An 18,566-nucleotide genomic window follows, 5' to 3' on the forward strand; every position below is an offset into this window, starting at 1 on the left:
GGCGATAGCTGTGTTTGGAGTGAGTGCATGACAAAGGGGTTGATGTTACAGGTTTATAAACCGCTTTTTGTCTGCATCCAGTTCCGTGCGTCGGCTTCTTCGATCACTACCATGGTTAAGGAAGTCTGAGTATGCATTTGGTGTCCAGGGCTTGCTTCGGGCTCATCACATTCGGCTTCATGATGACTTTTGGTCAGATTGCGCCAGCATCCGCTTTCGATATCAATTCGGGCGTGACAAAGGAGTCGGGTCCCTTTGATCTGTTCAAATTCGGGTTCAAAGCCTATAAGAACGGTCAAAAGAAGGATGCCGTCGAGGCCTACCGTTATGCTGCTGAGAAGGGGCATACAGGTTCAAGATGGGCTTTGGCTAACATGTATGCCTTCGGCGATGGCGTCGCTCAGAATGATTATGAAGCATTCAAGATTTACAACGAGATTGCCAGCCAAGGTGTAGAGCCTGGTTCCGAAGATACTGGTTTCTTTGTGAACGCACTTTTGGCGTTGGCTGACTACTATCGCCATGGCATTCCGGGCTCGCCGGTCAGAACTGACCTTTCACAGGCTAGACAGCTTTATTTCCAGGTTGCTTCCACTTTTGGGGTCGCTGAAGCTCAGTTCCAGCTGGCGCAAATGATGCTGGCGGGCGAGGGCGGTGGACGCAATGTTCAGCAGGCCAAAAAGTGGTTGAATCAAGCGCGTAAGAGTGGCCATGCTGGTGCTATGGCCGTGTTCGGCAATATTCTTTTTCAAGAAGGGCAGTCTGTACGCGGACTTGCCTTCATGACGGCGGCGCTTGATCATTGCAGCAGCAAAGAGTGCTCGTGGATGCAGCAGCTTCAGGAAGATGCCTTCTCTCTGACCACTGAGCAGGATCGTAGAAATGCCATCGGGCTGGCACAGCAATTCGATCACGATGATGCGGAGTGAATTGGTCGGATGAAAATGAAGCGCAACGGACTAAAGTTGCGCTTTATCGGTTCGGCGCAGTGTATGATTGTTGTGCCCGCCGGTTTATCAAACCTCGCCGAAATTGAAATAACCTACAACCGGCACATGGTCTGATGGTTTTTCCCAGGCGCGAACCTGTTTCTCAATAGATGTAGAAACAAGTCTGTCAGCAGCCTCAGGCGAAAGCAGAAGGTGATCAATTCTGATGCCGTTATTCTTTTGCCAGGCGCCAGCCTGATAATCCCAGAACGTATAGAGTTTGGTGTGGTCATTTGTGGCGCGCACTGCTTCAGTTAGCCCCAGATTTTCCAGCGCCCGGAACGCCGCACGAGTCTTCGGCAAGAAAAGAGCGTCTGTTGCCCAAGCGGCAGGATCGTAACAATCATGCGGTTCAGGGATAACGTTATAGTCGCCGGCCAAAATCAGCGGCTCCTCCAGCATAAGGCGGCTTTGCGCATGAAGACGAAGCCGCTCCATCCAGCGAAGTTTGTAGGGATATTTAACCGGATCATCGGATGGATTTCCGTTCGGCAGATAGATGGATGCCACGCGCACGACGCCGCTTGGAACAGAGAACGCAGCCTCGATATAGCGGGCTTGTTCATCTTCCTCTTCGCCGGGGAGCCCGCGCACAACGTCTTCCGGTTTCAGTTTGGAAAGTATGGCAACTCCGTTGAAGCCCTTTTGGCCGTGAGTTTCAATATTGTAACCCAGTGCCTCAAGCTCCAAGCGCGGGAAATTCTCATCGACAGACTTGATCTCTTGCAGACAAACAATGTCAGGCTGGAAATCGCTCAGCCATTGGCGCAGATTATCAATCCGTGCCTTGATGCCGTTGATGTTCCATGTGGCGATCTTCATCTGCTTCGGTTCCTCAATTGCCTCATCCTTTTAACGAATGAAGCGGCCAATGGAAGCCGAAATCAAGGTTAGATGGAGAAGCTTGTTCCACAGCCGCAACTGGCAACGGCGTTTGGATTCTTGATCTGGAAAGATTGGCCAAGAAGATTGTCTACAAAATCGATCTCGGCACCTGTCATGTAAACGAGCGAGAGGCTGTCCACCAAAACCTTGGCATTGCCCCGAGCGATAACGAGGTCGTCCTCGGCCTGATCGTCCACCAAGTCAAACTTGTAGGAGAAGCCGGAACAGCCGCCGCCCTCTACGGAAACGCGAAGAGCGTTCTTGCCGCTATCTGCCGCCACGATTTCTGCGATACGCCGTGCTGCGGCCTCGGATATGGTAATGGGTGTATCATTCATTTTAGTTCGCCTTCTGGCCGGGTTCAAGGCCCGGAGATTGCTGCATTGGCTTTGCGCTTTGTCGCACTATAGGTATGAAGGCTTGAATGACACGTCAATGGGTGCTTCGCGAGCAACAGCACTTGCGCGGAAACGGAAGAGTAGATGTCTATCGATACACGCATTCTTGGCTTCGGCAGCGGTGAGCGCGCAATTTTTGCCTCTGATCCGTGGCAAACACGAGGGCGGCTGGTTACCGAATCATCCAGCCTTACCAGGTCTGAATTCCAGCGTGATCGCGACCGTATCGTCCACACAACAGCTTTTCGAAGGCTGAAACATAAAACGCAGGTATTCATTGGCGTAGATGGCGATCATTACCGTACGCGGCTGACGCATACCATAGAAGTTGCGCAAATCGCGCGCGCCTTGGCCCGAGCGCTCAAGATCGATGAGGATTTGGCCGAAGGCGTAGCGCTGGTGCACGATTTTGGTCACACACCCTTCGGCCACACGGGCGAAGATGCGCTCCACGATGCGTTGAAGCCCTATGGCGGCTTCGATCACAACGCTCAATCGCTTCGAATCGTCACCAAGCTGGAGCGCCGGTATGCGGAGTTCGATGGCATAAATCTGACCTGGGAGAGCCTGGAAGGTTTAGTAAAGCATAATGGGCCTCTGACGAATGCAGAGGGCCATGGCCTCAGAGGACCTGTGCCGCAACCCATTTTGGATTATTGCGAGATCAACGATCTCGAACTGTCCACTTACGCCAGCCTCGAGGCTCAAGTTGCGGCCATCGCTGACGACATTGCCTATAACACGCACGATATCGATGATGGCTTGCGCTCTGGATATCTTACATTCGAGATGCTGGAAGAAGTACCCTTTCTAGCAGTCATGATGCAGCAGGTGCGGAGTAAATATCCGCAGTTGGAGGCTTCTCGTTTTGCAAATGAGATCATGCGTCGCCAGATCACGCATATGGTTGAGGATGTTATCAGTGTTGCGCAATCTCGACTGGGAGCATTGAAGCCGCAGAGCAGTAAGGACATCCGCGCGGCGGATAAAGTTATCGCTACTTTTTCTGATGAAATGGCCGAGACGGATAAAGCGATCAAAAAACTTCTGTTCTCTCGAATTTACCGCCATCTGGATATCATGCGGATTCGCGCCGGTGCGGCGCAGATCGTGACTGATTTGTTCGGTGCCTATATGGCGAACCCCACTGAGATGCAGAGCCACTATTGGGTAAGCCATATCGATGGTTTGAGCGAAGCCGCAAAGGCACGGCACGTCGGCGATTATCTGGCAGGAATGACGGACACCTATGCCGTCAAAGCGCATCGGCGTCTGTTTGACCGCACCCCCGATTTGGGATAGGCAGCCCTCCAATTTTAACTGTTTGGCGGATTTCCGCCTACCGCTGGGATACAGCCATGAATCTGTTTGCTGATTTCGAAGTACGGATTAAAGAGGCGCTCGAGACAATCGACCTCATCCGCGAGAAGCGCGAAAGCGTCGATTTCGGCCGTGTGACTATCGAGCCGCCGCGTGACCCAAGTCATGGCGATGTTGCAACCAATGCCGCTATGGTTCTCGCTAAGCCGCTTGGCACAAATCCACGTGCTTTGGCTGAGATCGTGGCTGATAAACTCAGCCAGGACCCGGATGTGGTGGAAGTCACCGTCGCAGGCCCAGGTTTCATCAACTTGCGCCTTGCAGAAGGCTACTGGCAGCGCGTTCTCGCCTCAATGATCAAGGCTGGGGAAAACTACGGGCGTTCCACCGTTGGTCAGGGCAAGAAAGTAAATGTCGAATTCGTCTCGGCAAACCCGACTGGTCCTATGCATGTAGGCCATTGCCGCGGCGCGGTTGTGGGCGATGCCTTGGCCAACCTCATGTCCTTTGCTGGTTACGAGGTTACCAAGGAATACTATATCAACGATGCAGGCTCGCAGATTGATGTTCTGGCCCGCTCTGTTTTCTTGCGTTACCGCGAGGCTCTTGGCGAAAACATCGCTGAAATTCCTGCAGGTCTTTATCCAGGCGATTATCTGGTGCCTGTAGGCCAGGCACTTGCCAAAGAGTTCGGAACACGCCTTCACAGCATGCCTCAAGAAGAGTGGATGCCCATCGTCAAGGAGCGCGCCATCGATGCAATGATGGCGATGATTCGCGAAGATCTCGATGCGCTGAATGTCCACCACGACGTCTTTTATTCGGAACGCGCACTGCATGCGGATGGTGCTGCGCGTATTCGGCAGGCCATCAACGACCTTACCTTCAAGGGCCACGTCTATCGTGGAACGTTGCCGCCGCCAAAGGGGCAGTTGCCGGAGGATTGGGAGGATCGCGAGCAGACCCTCTTCCGTTCCACAGATGTGGGTGACGATATCGACCGTCCGCTCATCAAGTCAGACGGCAGCTATACCTATTTCGCAGCTGATGTGGCGTATTTCAAAGATAAGTTCGACCGTGGTTACGGCGAAATGATCTATGTGCTTGGCGCTGATCATGGTGGTTACGTCAAGCGTCTTGAGGCCGTTGCAAAGGCGGTTTCAGGTGGTTCAGCGAAGCTCACCGTGCTGCTGTGCCAGCTGGTAAAGCTTTTCCGCAACGGCGAGCCGGTGAAGATGTCGAAGCGCTCCGGCGATTTTGTGACGCTGCGAGATGTGGTGGAAGAGGTTGGTCGCGACCCCGTGCGGTTCATGATGTTGTACCGCAAGAATTCCGAGCCGCTGGACTTTGACTTCGCAAAAGTGACCGAGCAATCGAAGGATAATCCCGTCTTCTACGTACAATATGCGCATGCGCGGTGCATGTCCGTTTTCCGTCAGGCGAGGGAAGCTTTCCCCGGACTCGATACCGAATCACTTGATCTCGCAGCTTCTGTTTCAGGGATAACTGATGCAGCAGAGATACAGTTGGTTGCAAAACTGGCGGAGTACCCCCGTGTAATTGAGGCTGCAGCCCTATCACAAGAGCCTCATCGTCTTGCTTTTTACCTTTATGATCTGGCAAGTTCGTTCCACGCTCACTGGAATAAGGGTAAAGATAACCCCGACTTACGGTTTGTTAAGGATAACAACCGAGAATCCAGTGTCGCCAGACTTGGGCTGGTGCGCGCCGTTGCGTCTGTTTTGAAATCCGGCCTGGCCATTACTGGCACTGCAGCACCGGATGAGATGCGATAGTCGCGCCACCATTTACCCATAAAGCGCTGGCATGGACTTTGGTTGGCGTAGGTAAGTGGACAAGGGTATGGCAAACAATAACGTGGCATATGGCCGTAATGGCGCGCCGGATTTCTTTGCGGATGATGATCCGCTTGCGGAACTGGCGCGCATCGTCGGCTATGACGACCGCTCCAAGGCCCAGCCCGCGGCGGAAACATCGGGGCGCAAAGAGCCTGCATTTAATCTCGAAGATGAGTTGCTGCGAGAGCTTCAAGGTTTTGAAGCTGAGCGCGGCGATTCTCATGATATGGATGATGCGCACCTTAGTCAGGCGGTAGAGCCTGTGGTTCCGCCGCCCGCATCCAATCTTAATGCTGCAGCATTGAGTGTGACGGCAGCCGATCCATTTGCTGAGCCTGACCCGTTTGTTGAGCCTGAATTGCCCGGTTGGACTGGTGGAACGCCTGTTGTGCAGTATGGTGCGGCACCTGCTCGGCCTTCTCACGCTGCTCGTTCGATGCCGGATGCGAACCTGGCTGCACCTTCAGCCGCCGCATATGATTCGGGTGCCCTTTCGTCGGACCTCATCTCGGAACTGGAAACGTCGCTTGCGCCTGCGGCAAAACCTGCAGGCCGTCCGCCAGCTCGCGCTTATGAGCCGGGCTTTCGGATGCCGCTGGCCAATTTCAATTCCGCCACGGTTCCTCGTCATGAACCCCGCCCGGTACAGTCTGCCCCGGTTGCAGAGGCAAAGCCTCAGGCTGAAGCCTTCGTTGAAAATCCTGCTCCAATCGTTGATCGTTCCGCTGCTGCCCCAGATTCTTCGATTTGGGAAGCTGAACTGGCTCGTGTTGCGGCATTCGCTGTTGCGCCAGTTGCCACTCAGTCGCAGGCGCCTGTGCAGCGAGAATTCGTGCCTCGCGCTGTCGAGACGCCGAAAGTGGAGCCTACCACCGAATCAATACCGCACACCGTTTCTCCATCCATTTCGCCTGTGCAGACGCAACAGCCTGAGGCTCCTCAGGCGCAGCTGAACGACGACGAGTTTGAATTGGCTCTGGATGATTTCGATCTCGATTTCTCCGATCTGATGGTCGAGCCGCCGGCTGCCGCTGAGCCCGTGAAAGCTGAAAGGCATGAGCCCAAGATCGAAGCACAGCCCGTCCGTACGCAAGCTCAGTCGGTCCCAGTTGCACCTATGCCCGTTGGGCAGCCTGCTCAACCCGTGCAGCGCACAGCTGCGGTGGAGCCGACAGTTGCAGCTGTGCCTTCGTTCCTCATGAATTCTCGCTCTGCTGCTGCCATGGGGCAGCCTGCTCCTGCTGCGCCGGTCGGCAATGCTCCGTCAGCTATGCCAGCCCGTGAAGAGGCTGTGCCTGCAGATGCTGACGGTTTCGATCCTGCGCTCTTTGCGGAAGCAGAGGAAATGCCGGAGACTGTTCCGGATCTGAACGTACCTGAGCTGCCATCTCATGAGCCTGAGCAGCAGCCGGTCACGCATCCTGAATTTGATCTTGATCTCGATGCTGAACTGGCTTCCTTCCTGGACTCCGCCAATATTGCGCCGCGTGCCCCGGAGCCGCCTCGCGCTCGGGCGGCGGCGACAGCAACATCTGCTGCGGTGGAGACAAAGGTTGAGCAGAAGTCCGCTTCTTCTTTCAACGATGGGCTCGACGATTTTGAACGCGCTCTGGAAGAGGATTTCCGCCGTAGCCTCGCCACGCCTTTCCCTGGCCGTAGCGCTTTGGAAGATGAGGACGGCATTGAGGATGATTATGCGTCCACGCGTCGCTCTCTGCCGAGCTGGGTAGTTCCTGCATCGGTCGCCGGTGTTGTTGCCGTAACCGGTTTGTCGCTGTTCGCATGGTACACAAGTGGTGGCTCCAAGCTCACAGGTGACGGAGCTCCCGTGGTCATCGCAGCTGACACCGATCCTGTGAAGGTCGTTCCCGAAAATCCGGGCGGCAAGGTTGTACCGAACCAGGATAAAGCGGTTTACGATCGCGTCGCAAGTGGCACTCTCGATGCTCCAAAGCAGCAATCTTTGATTTCTTCCGATGAGCAGCCGATGGATGTTGTTCAAAAGACGCTTGTACCGGAGAATATTCCTCTGGAAGGCGAAAACGAAGAGATGGAAGGCGGCGCCACCACGGTCGGAGACACGCAGGATGCACGCTTGCTGCCGCAGGAAACTGCAGCAGCAACTGCCGATCGTGACCAGCTGGCGGTGATGCCGCGCAAGGTCAAGACGATGATTGTTCGGCCAGACGGTACTTTGGTGGAGCAGATGGTCGATGCGCCTGCTGCCTCTTCGCCACGGGCTGCCAAGGTGCCAGCAGCGCCTGCTTTGGCAGAACCGACACGCACGGCTTCAACTAACCCAGCGGCCAATGCTCCTGTCACGGCAGAAAAGACGAGCCTTTCCGATGTGAACATTGCCAAGACCACAGCAATGACCGGCAACGTTAGTGCAGCCCCAGCCGCGGCTGCAACTCCTGTAGCGGCAGCTGCCAAGGCCGCAACACCGGTTCCAGCAACACGTCCTGCGGAGCAGCCAGTTCAGGTCGTCGCATCTGTCTCCAACCAGGGCAATGTAAAGACACCATCGGCGCAGACACCTGCTGCAACGGCTAGTGCTGCCTCCGGTGCTGGTGGCTACTTCATTCAGGTTGCTTCGCTGCCATCAGAGGCGGATGCCCAGAAGTCCTATAAGAACCTTTCCGCGAAGTTCGGCAGTGTGATCGCCGGTCGCGGTGTGGATATCGCAAAGGCTGAGATTGCGGGTAAGGGCACGTTCTACCGCGTCCGTATTCCTGCTGGTAACTCAAAGGATGAAGCCGCAGCGCTCTGTGAAAAGCTCCGCTCTGCGGGTGGTACGTGCCTGATCGCTCGCTGATGCGAATGTAGAACTGTTTATGAAGCGGGGCGGAAACGCCCCGTTTTTATGTTGGCTGGATATGAGCCGGCCATTTAATTTCGCATGTGCGGGAGTGGCGAATGAGCAATGCAAAGGCAATGATCCTCGGTTGTGCAGGCAAGGAACTGACACGAGAGGAAATTGACCTCTACCGGAGCGAGGCACCTTGGGGCTTCATCCTCTTTGCGCGTAATCTTTCAGAGCCTGAGCAAATCCGCGATCTCGTTGCAGCTATGCGTGACAGTATCGGGCGTCCGGATGCCCCTGTGCTTATCGATCAGGAAGGCGGGCGCGTGCAGCGTATCCGTCCGCCCCTGGCGCAGCAATATCCGCCCGGCGCGGCCCTTGGAGCGCTTTACGCCCAGGACCATGGCAAGGGTCTAAGAGCGGCTTGGCTTATGTCACGGCTTCACGCTTTCGATCTTACGAAATTGGGCATCACGGTAAACTGTCTTCCGGTGCTGGATGTTCTGGTAGAGGGTGCAACGCAGGCCATTGGCAACCGTGCCTATGGGAGCGACCCCGCGCTGGTTGCTGCTATCGGGAAAGCTGCGGCTGAAGGACTGAAAGCTGGCGGCATGTTGCCGGTCATGAAGCATATGCCGGGCCACGGTCGCGCCACGGTCGATTCGCATCATGACCTCCCGGTGGTGAGGGCCTCTCTGGAAGAACTCGAATCAAGCGATTTCGTGCCCTTCCGGGAAATGCGCTCGGAGGTTATGGCAATGAGCGCTCATATTGTTTTCACGGCAATTGATGCTGAAAACCCGGCGACAACGTCCCGCACTGTTATACAAAATGTTATCCGAGATCGCATTGGTTTTGATGGCCTGCTTCTTTCCGACGATAGCTCCATGAATGCTCTGAAGGGGACGCTGGGTGAACGTGCAGCCAATATCATTGCTGGCGGGTGCGATATCGTCTTGCACTGCAATGGAGTGATGGATGAAATGCTACAGGTGGTAAAGGCTGTTCCTGCACTGGAAGGCAAAGCTCTCGAACGTGCCAACTTGGCGCAAGTCGCCATGCCGACTGCAGATAGCAGCAATGAGGCCGAGCTACGCGCCGAATTCTGGGATCTTATGCCTGCCGCTTGATGAAACGAATGGCAGCCTTCGTGGTGGGGTGACACATGGTAAATGATACATCCCTTCCTGCCACGCCGATGGATAAGCTTTGGCAGGATAGCGAGGCGAGGGGGCTGAGCGAGCCCGCTCTTGTTATCGATGTAGGTGGCTTTGAAGGTCCACTGGATCTCTTGTTGCATCTGGCCAGAACACAGAAAGTCGATCTGGCGCGCATTTCCGTTCTCGCCCTTGCTGAACAATATCTCGGCTTTGTAGAGAGTGCGCGCCGTGTTCGCATTGAGTTGGCGGCCGATTATCTGGTGATGGCCGCGTGGCTCGCCTACCTCAAATCAAAGCTGCTCATCCCGCAGCAGTCTCGCCAGGAAGATGGACCATCTGGCGAGGAGATGGCGGCAACGCTTGCCTTCCGGCTCAAGCGTTTGGAAGCCATGCGCGAGGCGGCAAGCCGGCTGATCAATCGCAACCGGCTAGGGCGCGATATATTTGCACGAGGCGCCCCGGAGCACATTCCAGAGCGAGCCGGGAGAAGCTTCGACGCAGAACTCTACGACCTGCTCCACGCCTACGCTAATCTGCGGCAAAGGCAAGCGATTACGCAGGTCACTATTGAACGGCGCAAAGTATGGTCTCTTGTCGAGGCGCGCGAATTATTGACTTCAATGCTGGGCGAGATTGGTGAGTGGACTGCGCTTCAATCTTATCTTTTGCGGTATCTTTCCCCTGAGGATCGGGTGACCGCCACTGCCAGTGCATTCGCCGCCTCTCTAGAATTGGTGCGTGAAGGCAAAATGGAGCTGAGGCAGGATGGTGCATTTTCCGCGATTTATCTGCGCAAACCGGGCCTGAGCAAATCCGATGAATGAGGAACAGAAATTGGCAACGGAACCGGATCTGTTTGAGACGGAGGATGAGCTTGATGTTGTGCCGACTTCACTTGAACTAGAGGCGGAGCGGACGGCAGAAGCCTTGATTTTCGCATCGGCTGAACCAGTCGCGGAACAATATCTGCTGGAGCGCCTTCCGAAGGGTCTTGATCTTAAAAAGGTGATGAGCCGCTTGGTTCGGCTCTATGCGGGTAGGGGTGTCAACCTCATTCGCGTCGAGGATCGTTGGGCATTTCGTACCGCAGCCGATCTATCATTCGTTATTCGCAGGGATGAAAACGAAACACGCAAGCTCTCGCGCGCTGCGCTGGAGGTTTTGGCCATCATTGCTTACCATCAGCCGGTTACGCGGGCCGAGATCGAGGAAATCCGGGGTGTTCAAACGTCAAAAGGCACCTTGGATGTGTTGATGGAAGCAGGCTGGGTCCGTTTCCGTGGGCGGCGGCGAACGCCTGGTCGTCCGGTCACGCTGGGAACCACGCCGCGCTTTCTCGATCATTTCGGTCTGGAGGAGATCCGCGATCTGCCAGGGCTGGAAGAATTGCGCGGTGCTGGTCTTCTTTCTGGCCGCATCCCGCCCGATTTCAAAATTCCGATTCCCACTACGGCAGATGAGCTGACGGAAGAAGAGGACCCGATCACCCAGATGGACCTGGAGGAACTAGGCCTCTTGACACCGAGCGGCCCAGAAGAGGAATAGAAAGCTCACCTTTTGTCCGGTAGCGGTGGGTAGAGGCCGATACGCAATGAATTATGCCACTTCTGGCGGAACGGCTTCCGCAATGCGTCGCACGGCTGGTGTGACATTTGCCGCGAGTCTTGAGCTGGACCATATTGAGCATCATTATAACGGCAAGGCGACGGTGCGCGACATCACGCTGTCTGCCAAGCCCGGCGAGGTCTTGTGTTTGCTGGGACCATCCGGTTCGGGAAAGACCACGCTTCTTCGCATTGCCGCTGGCATTGAAGTGCAGTCTAGCGGGCGGGTCCTCATCGATGGCCGAGAGGTGGCTGGGCCAAGCGGTTTCGTTCCTCCAGAAAAGCGCGGCGTTGGCTTGATGTTTCAGGACTATGCTCTCTTCCCGCATCTCAGCGTGTTGGACAATGTCCGCTTCGGGTTGACTGCCTTACCGGGCCGTGAAGCTTCTGCCGAGGCTATGGTTGCGCTGGAGCGGGTGGGACTTGCCCACTATGCGGAAAAATATCCACACTCCCTTTCTGGTGGTGAACAACAGCGCGTTGCGCTGGCGCGTGCGCTTGCACCTCGGCCCGGCGTGCTACTCATGGACGAACCCTTTAGCGGGCTCGATTCACGCCTCAAAGATACGATTCGTGCCGATACGCTGGATGTTCTGCGGCAGACCAGGGCTACGGCCATCGTTGTGACGCACGATGCCGAAGAGGCCATGCGCATGGCAGATCGAATCGCGTTGCTCAACCACGGAAAACTGGTGCAGGTTGGAAGGTCGCAGGACCTCTATCGAAGTCCACAAAGTCTTTTCGCTGCGGGCTTTTTTTCGGAGATCAATGTGATGCGAGGGCAGGTGCGGGATGGCCGCGTGGAGACCCCCGTCGGACCTTGTGCCACAGGCGGCTTTGCGGTGGGAGAAAACCTTGATGTCGCGGTGCGAATCTCTTCGATTGCGGTATCTGTTGATGGCGGTCGTATACCGGCACGCATCCTCACCCGGCGTTTTCTGGGAGTTGTCGAATTGCTCACGCTGGCAGTTGATGGTCTGGATGAGCCGCTTCGGGCACGTATCCGTGCCGATCAACTGCCGGAAGATGTCGTAGACGTGACTGTGAACGTTCTGCCAGAAGACATTTTGGTGTTTGAAAAAGAATCCTAAAAGTCTTACATCGAACAAGACGCGCAATTACGGGAGTGAACAATGGGTTCTTTTAGTGTGTGGCACTGGCTGATCGTTTTGGTCATCGTGCTGATCTTCTTCGGGCGCGGAAAGATCCCTGAATTGATGGGCGATGTTGCCAAGGGCATCAAGAGCTTCAAGCAGGGCATGTCTGAAGACGACAACAAGGATGCGACCCCTACGGCTACGCCGAAGACCGTCGATCATCAGCGCGAAGAAAACAAGTAATTATCGGTGAGGCGTTTTCGCGTTTCGCTTGCAGGAGCATAGCCTATGCTGGACATCGGCTGGACGGAACTGCTTGTCATCGCAGTCGTATTGATTGTGGTGGTTGGCCCCAAGGATCTGCCGCCTATGCTTCGGGCGTTCGGAAAAATGACCGCCAATCTGCGTAAGATGGCCGGTGATTTCCGAACGCAGTTCGATCAGGCGCTGCGTGAAGCTGATATGGATGACGTTCGTCAGACGATTAGCGATGTGCAAAAATATCATCCTGCCAACGCATTGCGCGAAGCAATTAACCCACTGCGCGAGATGGGCAATGAGATCCGTAACGATCTTCATAAGGCAACTGCGGCCCCTTCGAGCGAAGCCAAAGACCCGATAGAGGCCTCAGTAGCGGATTTGCTGCCGGAGCCCAGCCTATCAATGCCCGAAACAGCGGCTATCTCGTCTCAGACGGTTGCGGTAGCTTCCGCCGCAGAAACTGCAAAGACCACTCCGGCTGCCTCAACTGCGGGCGTTGCGAAACCGGCTGACACTGCTGCAGCGCCAGTCGCCTTAGAGCCGGTTAAGAAGCCCAAGCGCGCGCCGCGAGCAGCGGCCACCAAGGCGATCGCTGAAGTGGAGACGACGAAATCCACGGCAGTTGTTAAAGCGCCACGGAAATCGAGGGCCGTCGTTGCAAAGTTGGATGCGGGATTGCCTGTTGCGGTCCCAGCAAAGACCTCGACGAGCCGTACGAAGACATCAAAGGCGGTTGTTTCGATCGAACCTGACGCACCTTCTGCCAAGGTTACAAAACCACGTACCCGTAAAAAGCCAGCAACGACTGGTAAGGATGACGCATGAGTGGCGATTATGATGACAAGCCTCAGCCACTCATCGAGCATCTGGTTGAGCTTCGCCGACGTCTTATCTGGTCACTGGTCGCCTTCTTTGTTGCGTTTCTGGTGTGCTTCTTCTTTGCCAAGCAGCTCTTCAATCTTCTCGTTGTTCCCTACAAATGGGCGGTTCTGTGGGCGGGGCTCGATCTGTCCAAGTCTGAATTGATCTACACCGCGCCGCAGGAATTCTTCTTCACGCAGGTGAAGGTTGCCATGTTCGGTGCACTGGTGATTGCCTTTCCGATCATTGCCTCGCAGATATACAAGTTTGTGGCGCCGGGTCTTTACAAGAATGAACGAGCGGCCTTCCTGCCATTTCTCATAGCATCGCCAATTCTGTTTCTGATGGGCGGGGCGCTTGTCTATTTCTTCTTCACCCCAATGGTGATGTGGTTCTTCCTTGCCATGCAGCAGGCGCCGGGCGAAGGAGATGTGGCGATTTCCTTGATGCCGAAGGTGTCAGAATATCTGTCGCTCATCATGACGCTTGTGATGTCGTTTGGCCTTGTGTTTCAGCTGCCCGTTGTCACCACACTTCTGGCGCGTGTTGGCATTCTCTCAAGCGACTGGCTTCGCGAAAAACGCAAATACGCTATCGTCATTGCTTTCGTAGTGGCAGCGGTCTTGACGCCACCCGACCCAATGTCCCAGATCGGTCTTGCACTGCCGACAATCCTTCTCTACGAGGTCTCGATCTATGCGGCTCGACTCGTGGAAAAGAAGCGGGCGGCAGAGGAAGCGCTGACACCGGCTGAAACGGGTTCATCCGTCTCGTCATCTAGCGAAACATAAGCATTTCCGGCATCTCTCAGAATCCGGCCGGGGAAAAACTTCACGGCCAGACTTTACGTTGTGGCCATAACCGCAAATGATCTGGAACGACGATGCTTGATATCAAGTGGATACGCGAAAATCCCGCCGCCCTCGATGAAGCTCTGCGCAAGCGCGGTGCAGAGCCGCAGGCCGAATCCATTATTGCATTGGATGAGACCCGTCGCTCTGTCATCCAGCGATTGCAGGATATGCAATCGCGTCGCAATGCCGCCTCCAAGGAAATCGGCGCAGCCATGGCGCAGAAGAATGCCGAGCTTGCCGAGAAGCTGAAAGCAGAAATGGCGTCCTTGAAGGATACCATGCCGGAAGTCGAGCAACAGGAACGCGATGCCGTAGCAGCGCTTGACGATGTTCTTTCGCGGCTGCCCAACATTCCTTTGGAAGATGTGCCACAGGGCCGGGATGAGCACGATAACGTTGTTGCCCGCGTTGTTGGTGAAAAGCCCCGGTGGAATCATCCCGCCAAAGAGCATTTCGATATTGGTGAAGAGCTGGGGTATATGGATTTTGATCGGGCAGCAAAACTGTCTGGTTCTCGCTTCACTGTCCTGACCAGCCAGCTTGCCCGGCTGGAGCGTGCGCTTGGACAGTTTATGCTGGACCTGCACACCCAGGAACATGGCTATACCGAGGTCTCATCACCGCTGATGGTGCGCGACGAGGCGATGTATGGCACTGGCCAATTGCCAAAGTTCGCCGAAGATCTGTTCCGTACGACGGATGGCCGCTGGTTGATCCCGACCGCCGAAGTAACGCTTACCAATCTTGTGTCGAACGAAATCCTGGACCAGGAAAAACTGCCTTTGCGCTTTACGGCGCTGACGCCGTCCTTCCGTTCGGAAGCGGGTTCGGCAGGCCGCGATACCCGTGGCATGTTGCGACAGCACCAGTTCTGGAAGTGCGAACTTGTCTCTATAACAGACGCTGAAAGTGCGATCGAAGAGCATGAGCGTATGACAGCATGCGCTGAAGAGGTTTTGAAGCGTCTTGGCCTTCATTTCCGCACCATGACACTTTGCACGGGTGACATGGGCTTTAGCGCTCGCAAGACTTACGATCTGGAAGTCTGGTTGCCGGGGCAGAATACCTATCGTGAGATTTCTTCCTGCTCGGTCTGCGGAGATTTCCAGGCGCGCCGCATGAACGCACGTTACCGCGTGAAGGATGAAAAGACGCCGCGCTTCGTACACACGTTAAACGGCTCCGGTACCGCGATCGGCCGCTGCCTGATCGCTGTTCTCGAAAATTACCTGGAGGCTGATGGTTCGGTGACTGTGCCAGACGTTCTTCTGCCGTATATGGGTGGTTTGAAAAAGATTGAACGGAGCGCCTGATCGATGCGCATCCTGCTGACCAATGATGATGGCATCCATGCAGAAGGGCTGAAGGTTCTGGAGCGTATAGCGCGGAACCTTTCAGACGACGTATGGATCGTCGCGCCGGAAACGGATCAGAGTGGGCTTGCCCACTCTCTGACACTGCCGGAGCCATTGCGTCTGCGCAGGATTTCGGATCGCCATTTCGCCGTTCGGGGTACGCCGACGGATTGCGTGATCATGGGAATCCGGCATGTGCTGCAAGGCAAGCCGGATCTCATTCTGTCTGGCGTGAATTCGGGCTCCAACCTCGCGGATGATGTGACCTACTCGGGCACGATTGCTGCCGCAATAGAAGGTACCATTCAGGGCATTCCGTCCTTGGCGCTCAGTCAGGCGGTTCGCCGTGTGGATGGGCAACGGGATGTGCCTTGGCAGGTTGCCGAGCGCCACGCGCCAGCGCTGATTGAACGTTTGATGAAACTGTCTTTGCCCACAGGCACTTTCCTGAACCTCAACTTTCCGGCCTGCGATGAAAATGAGGTGGGAGGCGTTGACGTGACAGCACAGGGTAAAACGGATTTTGCGCTTGTTGTTGATGAGCGACAAGATGGGAGAGGAAATCCATACTTCTGGCTCCGTTTTGGCGAGAAAACCGGTCAATTTGCCGAGGGCACCGATATACACTCAGTGAGGTCAAACCGTATTTCAGTCACTCCGCTGAAGCTTGATCTCACCGATCATACGATTATCAAGAACATTGCTGACGCCCTTGGAGCAAGCGCTTGAAAACAGCCATGATCGAGAAAGAGGGTTTTGCATCGCTTGTGCTACGGTTGCGAGCGCAGGGCATAACGGATCTCGATCTTCTTACGGCCTGTGAGCAAACGCCGCGGAGCCAGTTCGTTCCATCGCAATTCATTTCAGATGCATATTCCAGCCGCACGATTCCGATTGATTGCGGCTCGTTCATGGAAGGCGCCGATCTGGCTGTCCGAATTCTGTCCCGTTTGCAGTTGAAGCCTGGTCACCGCGTGCTCGAAATTGGCACAGGCAGCGGTTACATGTCTGCTGTCATGGGGAGAATTGCGGAGCGTGTGCTTTCTGTAGAGCGTTACAAAACGCTGGTGCAGAATGCGCAGGCGCGCATGGACGCACTTAGCTTGCGCAGCGTTATTATTCGGCAGGCGGATGGCAGCAACGGCTTGCTGGGCGAGGGAACCTTCGACCGTATAGTGGCGACGGCTGCGTTCACCGCAGTCCCACGATTTTACGCGGATCAGCTTGTTCACGGCGGCTCCATGATTGCGCCTCTCGTTGTGACTGAAGATAGCTGCATGATGGTGCGTCTCACCAAAACCGGCAGCCGATTCGAGCGAGAAGACCTGTTTCCGGTGACGTATCTGCCTCTTGCCTCGCATATCGGCGTCTATCTCTGAACTGAATGGCGGTTTGGTTCCTTTGCCCGAGTGAGGGCGTAGATTCATGGTTAGCAATTTACGAAATAAGTGACATTGGCTCGCGCTTCTTAACCCGACGGTAAGACTAACGCGCTTTAATAATACCTACATTGGTAGCGTCGTGGTGTAGGTCGAGTCATGCGTTTGAACAGTTCGTCAAATCTGGGAAAGTCAGCCGTGCGGATCGCAGTGGCAGCCTTTCTGGCGAGTGCGGCAACAGGGTGCAGCTCAGACGCGACCCGCTTCGCTGGCATCTTTGATAAAGATAATCTAACAACTGCATCCATACCGCAGCGCCAAGGCGCTGGCGCTTATGGTGCGGCCCCCGTGCCTGAGGCGAATGTGGGTAATGGCGGCGGCTATCAAGCTGCGGCTCTCGCCAATCAGCCTTATCGCGCTTCTCCTGCTTATGGGAATGGTGGTGGTTACACGGCGCCGTCGCCAGTGCGTGCTGCTTCCTCCGCGCCAATCCAGCGGGCAGAACTGGCGGCACCGACTGCCCAGTCCTTGCCTCCTGCTGGCGAACCTCAATCCCGTCGTGAGGCTATGGCGCAGCCGATGCCATCGCATGCGGCATCAGCACCTAATATTGTTGCCTCTCGTGCGCCTAAGAACCTTGCTGCCGACGATGTCGTGACCAACACGACGCCTTCGGCCGGCTGGTCGGTTATGAATGCGCCTAAGGTTACTCTGCGCCCAGGCGAGACGGCGTCCACGCTGTCCAAGCGATATGGTGTGCCGGAGAGCGAAATCCTTAAGGCCAACAATGGTCGCCTGACCCCGGGCCAAATCGTTGTCATTCCGACCTATGCAAATGGCGGCAACGCTGCCAAGCGGGCGGCGGCGGCAATCGATCTGCCCAACAACGGCAATCAGCCGCAGCCTATGCAGCCAAACAGCCAGAAGGTGGCTGTGCTGCCGTCTGCCGGTAATCTTCGCGATAAGGCTCAAGCGGAAGGGGCAAAGCTTGTGCCGCCAGCCGGCGGTGGTTCATCGGATGGTACGTACACGGTCAAGCCTGGCGATACGCTGGCCAAGGTTGCCCGCGCCACGGGCACGCCGATCGATCAGTTGAAAGCTATGAACAACCTGAAAGACGGCGGTCTGCGCGTTGGTCAAGCACTGAAGATCGGCGGTTCTGGCGACACCGTGAAGACTGCGTCCATTCCGAGCCAGCCAGGTGCAAAGCCTGCCGTTGCAGCGAAGGCCGAAGCGGCGGCTGCTCAGGCAGAGGCGGCACAGCCAAAGGCAGAGGAAAAGCCCGCGGCCGCGCAGACGGCGAGCTTGTCTGACGTGAAGATGGACAATTCTACACCTGCACCAAGTGCAACGGGCATCGGCAAGTATCGTTGGCCGGTGACGGGTGCGGTGATCGCATCCTACGGCCAGAATGTGAACGGCAGCCGGAATGACGGGATCGATATCTCGGTTCCGGAAGGTACGCCGATCAAGGCAGCCGAAAACGGTGTCGTCATTTATGCCGGCAATGGTTTGAAGCAGCTCGGCAACACTGTTCTCGTTCGCCATGATGATGGAAAGGTCACTGTCTACGGCCACGCATCCAATATCTCGGTATCGCGCGGACAAAAGGTGCAGCGCGGCCAAGCTATCGCAACCTCCGGCATGAGCGGCGATGCAAAACGTCCGCAGGTGCACTTCGAAGTGCGCAAGGACGCAAGCCCGGTCAACCCAGTTACGTTCCTCGAATAGTATTGCGTAT

The 18,566-nt window shown here is 55.7% G+C and carries 17 protein-coding genes; 15 read left to right on the plus strand and 2 right to left on the minus strand.

Going from position 1 to position 18,566, the window contains the following annotated elements; translation table 11 throughout:
• Nucleotides 1–179: 179 nt before the first annotated feature.
• Nucleotides 180–929: an exopolysaccharide production regulator ExoR gene (gene exoR, locus AC0JZ1_RS07660; RefSeq protein WP_471883383.1), complete on the plus strand. Its 750-nt coding sequence runs from the start codon at nt 180–182 to the stop codon at nt 927–929.
• Nucleotides 930–1,016: 87 nt separating this feature from the next.
• Here the strand turns inward: exoR and xth are convergent, their stop codons facing one another.
• Both xth and erpA read right to left on the minus strand, forming a co-directional pair.
• Nucleotides 1,017–1,811, minus strand: a complete 795-nt coding sequence (gene xth, locus AC0JZ1_RS07665; RefSeq protein WP_471881806.1) for an exodeoxyribonuclease III — start codon at nt 1,809–1,811, stop codon at nt 1,017–1,019.
• Nucleotides 1,812–1,879: 68 nt separating this feature from the next.
• A complete protein-coding gene (gene erpA, locus AC0JZ1_RS07670) occupies nt 1,880–2,212 on the minus strand; it encodes an iron-sulfur cluster insertion protein ErpA (protein ID WP_471881807.1) in 333 nt (110 codons plus the stop codon).
• A gap of 144 nt (nt 2,213–2,356) precedes the next feature.
• Between erpA and AC0JZ1_RS07675 the strand changes: the two genes are divergently transcribed.
• From AC0JZ1_RS07675 to AC0JZ1_RS07740, 14 genes are all read left to right on the plus strand, one after another.
• Nucleotides 2,357–3,574 carry a deoxyguanosinetriphosphate triphosphohydrolase gene (locus tag AC0JZ1_RS07675; RefSeq protein ID WP_471881808.1) on the plus strand — a complete coding sequence of 406 codons (1,218 nt, stop codon included), beginning with the start codon at nt 2,357–2,359 and terminating at the stop codon, nt 3,572–3,574.
• A 56-nt stretch (nt 3,575–3,630) separates the two neighbouring features.
• Nucleotides 3,631–5,388 carry an arginine--tRNA ligase gene (gene argS, locus AC0JZ1_RS07680; protein ID WP_471881809.1) on the plus strand — a complete coding sequence of 586 codons (1,758 nt, stop codon included), beginning with the start codon at nt 3,631–3,633 and terminating at the stop codon, nt 5,386–5,388.
• 67 nt (nt 5,389–5,455) lie between these two features.
• The gene (locus AC0JZ1_RS07685; RefSeq protein WP_471881810.1) at nt 5,456–8,266 is read left to right on the plus strand and encodes an SPOR domain-containing protein; all 2,811 of its coding nucleotides are present in this window, start codon (nt 5,456–5,458) and stop codon (nt 8,264–8,266) included.
• Between the two features lie 101 nt (nt 8,267–8,367).
• A complete protein-coding gene (nagZ, locus tag AC0JZ1_RS07690) occupies nt 8,368–9,384 on the plus strand; it encodes a beta-N-acetylhexosaminidase (protein WP_471881811.1) in 1,017 nt (338 codons plus the stop codon).
• Between the two features lie 35 nt (nt 9,385–9,419).
• Nucleotides 9,420–10,238 (plus strand): segregation and condensation protein A, encoded by an 819-nt coding sequence (locus AC0JZ1_RS07695; RefSeq protein ID WP_471881812.1) that lies wholly within the window; start codon nt 9,420–9,422, stop codon nt 10,236–10,238.
• On the plus strand, nt 10,231–10,959 hold the full coding sequence (gene scpB, locus AC0JZ1_RS07700) for an SMC-Scp complex subunit ScpB (protein WP_471881813.1): 729 nt from the start codon (nt 10,231–10,233) through the stop codon (nt 10,957–10,959). Before AC0JZ1_RS07695 ends, scpB begins: the two co-directional genes overlap by 8 nt.
• A 46-nt stretch (nt 10,960–11,005) precedes the next feature.
• Nucleotides 11,006–12,109 carry an ABC transporter ATP-binding protein gene (locus tag AC0JZ1_RS07705; RefSeq protein WP_471881814.1) on the plus strand — a complete coding sequence of 368 codons (1,104 nt, stop codon included), beginning with the start codon at nt 11,006–11,008 and terminating at the stop codon, nt 12,107–12,109.
• 42 nt (nt 12,110–12,151) lie between these two features.
• Nucleotides 12,152–12,358 carry a twin-arginine translocase TatA/TatE family subunit gene (locus tag AC0JZ1_RS07710; protein ID WP_471881815.1) on the plus strand — a complete coding sequence of 69 codons (207 nt, stop codon included), beginning with the start codon at nt 12,152–12,154 and terminating at the stop codon, nt 12,356–12,358.
• 45 nt (nt 12,359–12,403) lie between these two features.
• Complete coding sequence (tatB, locus tag AC0JZ1_RS07715) at nt 12,404–13,201, plus strand: Sec-independent protein translocase protein TatB (RefSeq protein ID WP_471881816.1); 798 nt, start codon at nt 12,404–12,406, stop codon at nt 13,199–13,201.
• Complete coding sequence (tatC, locus tag AC0JZ1_RS07720) at nt 13,198–14,028, plus strand: twin-arginine translocase subunit TatC (RefSeq protein WP_471881817.1); 831 nt, start codon at nt 13,198–13,200, stop codon at nt 14,026–14,028. Before tatB ends, tatC begins: the two co-directional genes overlap by 4 nt.
• Before the next feature lie 92 nt (nt 14,029–14,120).
• On the plus strand, nt 14,121–15,404 hold the full coding sequence (serS, locus tag AC0JZ1_RS07725; RefSeq protein WP_471881818.1) for a serine--tRNA ligase: 1,284 nt from the start codon (nt 14,121–14,123) through the stop codon (nt 15,402–15,404).
• A gap of 3 nt (nt 15,405–15,407) precedes the next feature.
• On the plus strand, nt 15,408–16,175 hold the full coding sequence (gene surE / locus AC0JZ1_RS07730) for a 5'/3'-nucleotidase SurE (RefSeq protein WP_471881819.1): 768 nt from the start codon (nt 15,408–15,410) through the stop codon (nt 16,173–16,175).
• An 8-nt stretch (nt 16,176–16,183) separates the two neighbouring features.
• A complete protein-coding gene (locus tag AC0JZ1_RS07735) occupies nt 16,184–16,825 on the plus strand; it encodes a protein-L-isoaspartate(D-aspartate) O-methyltransferase (RefSeq protein ID WP_471883384.1) in 642 nt (213 codons plus the stop codon).
• Between the two features lie 159 nt (nt 16,826–16,984).
• Nucleotides 16,985–18,556 carry a peptidoglycan DD-metalloendopeptidase family protein gene (locus AC0JZ1_RS07740; RefSeq protein WP_471881820.1) on the plus strand — a complete coding sequence of 524 codons (1,572 nt, stop codon included), beginning with the start codon at nt 16,985–16,987 and terminating at the stop codon, nt 18,554–18,556.
• The last annotated feature ends 10 nt before the right edge of the window (nt 18,557–18,566 follow it).

This window comes from Affinirhizobium capsici (assembly GCF_977018625.1).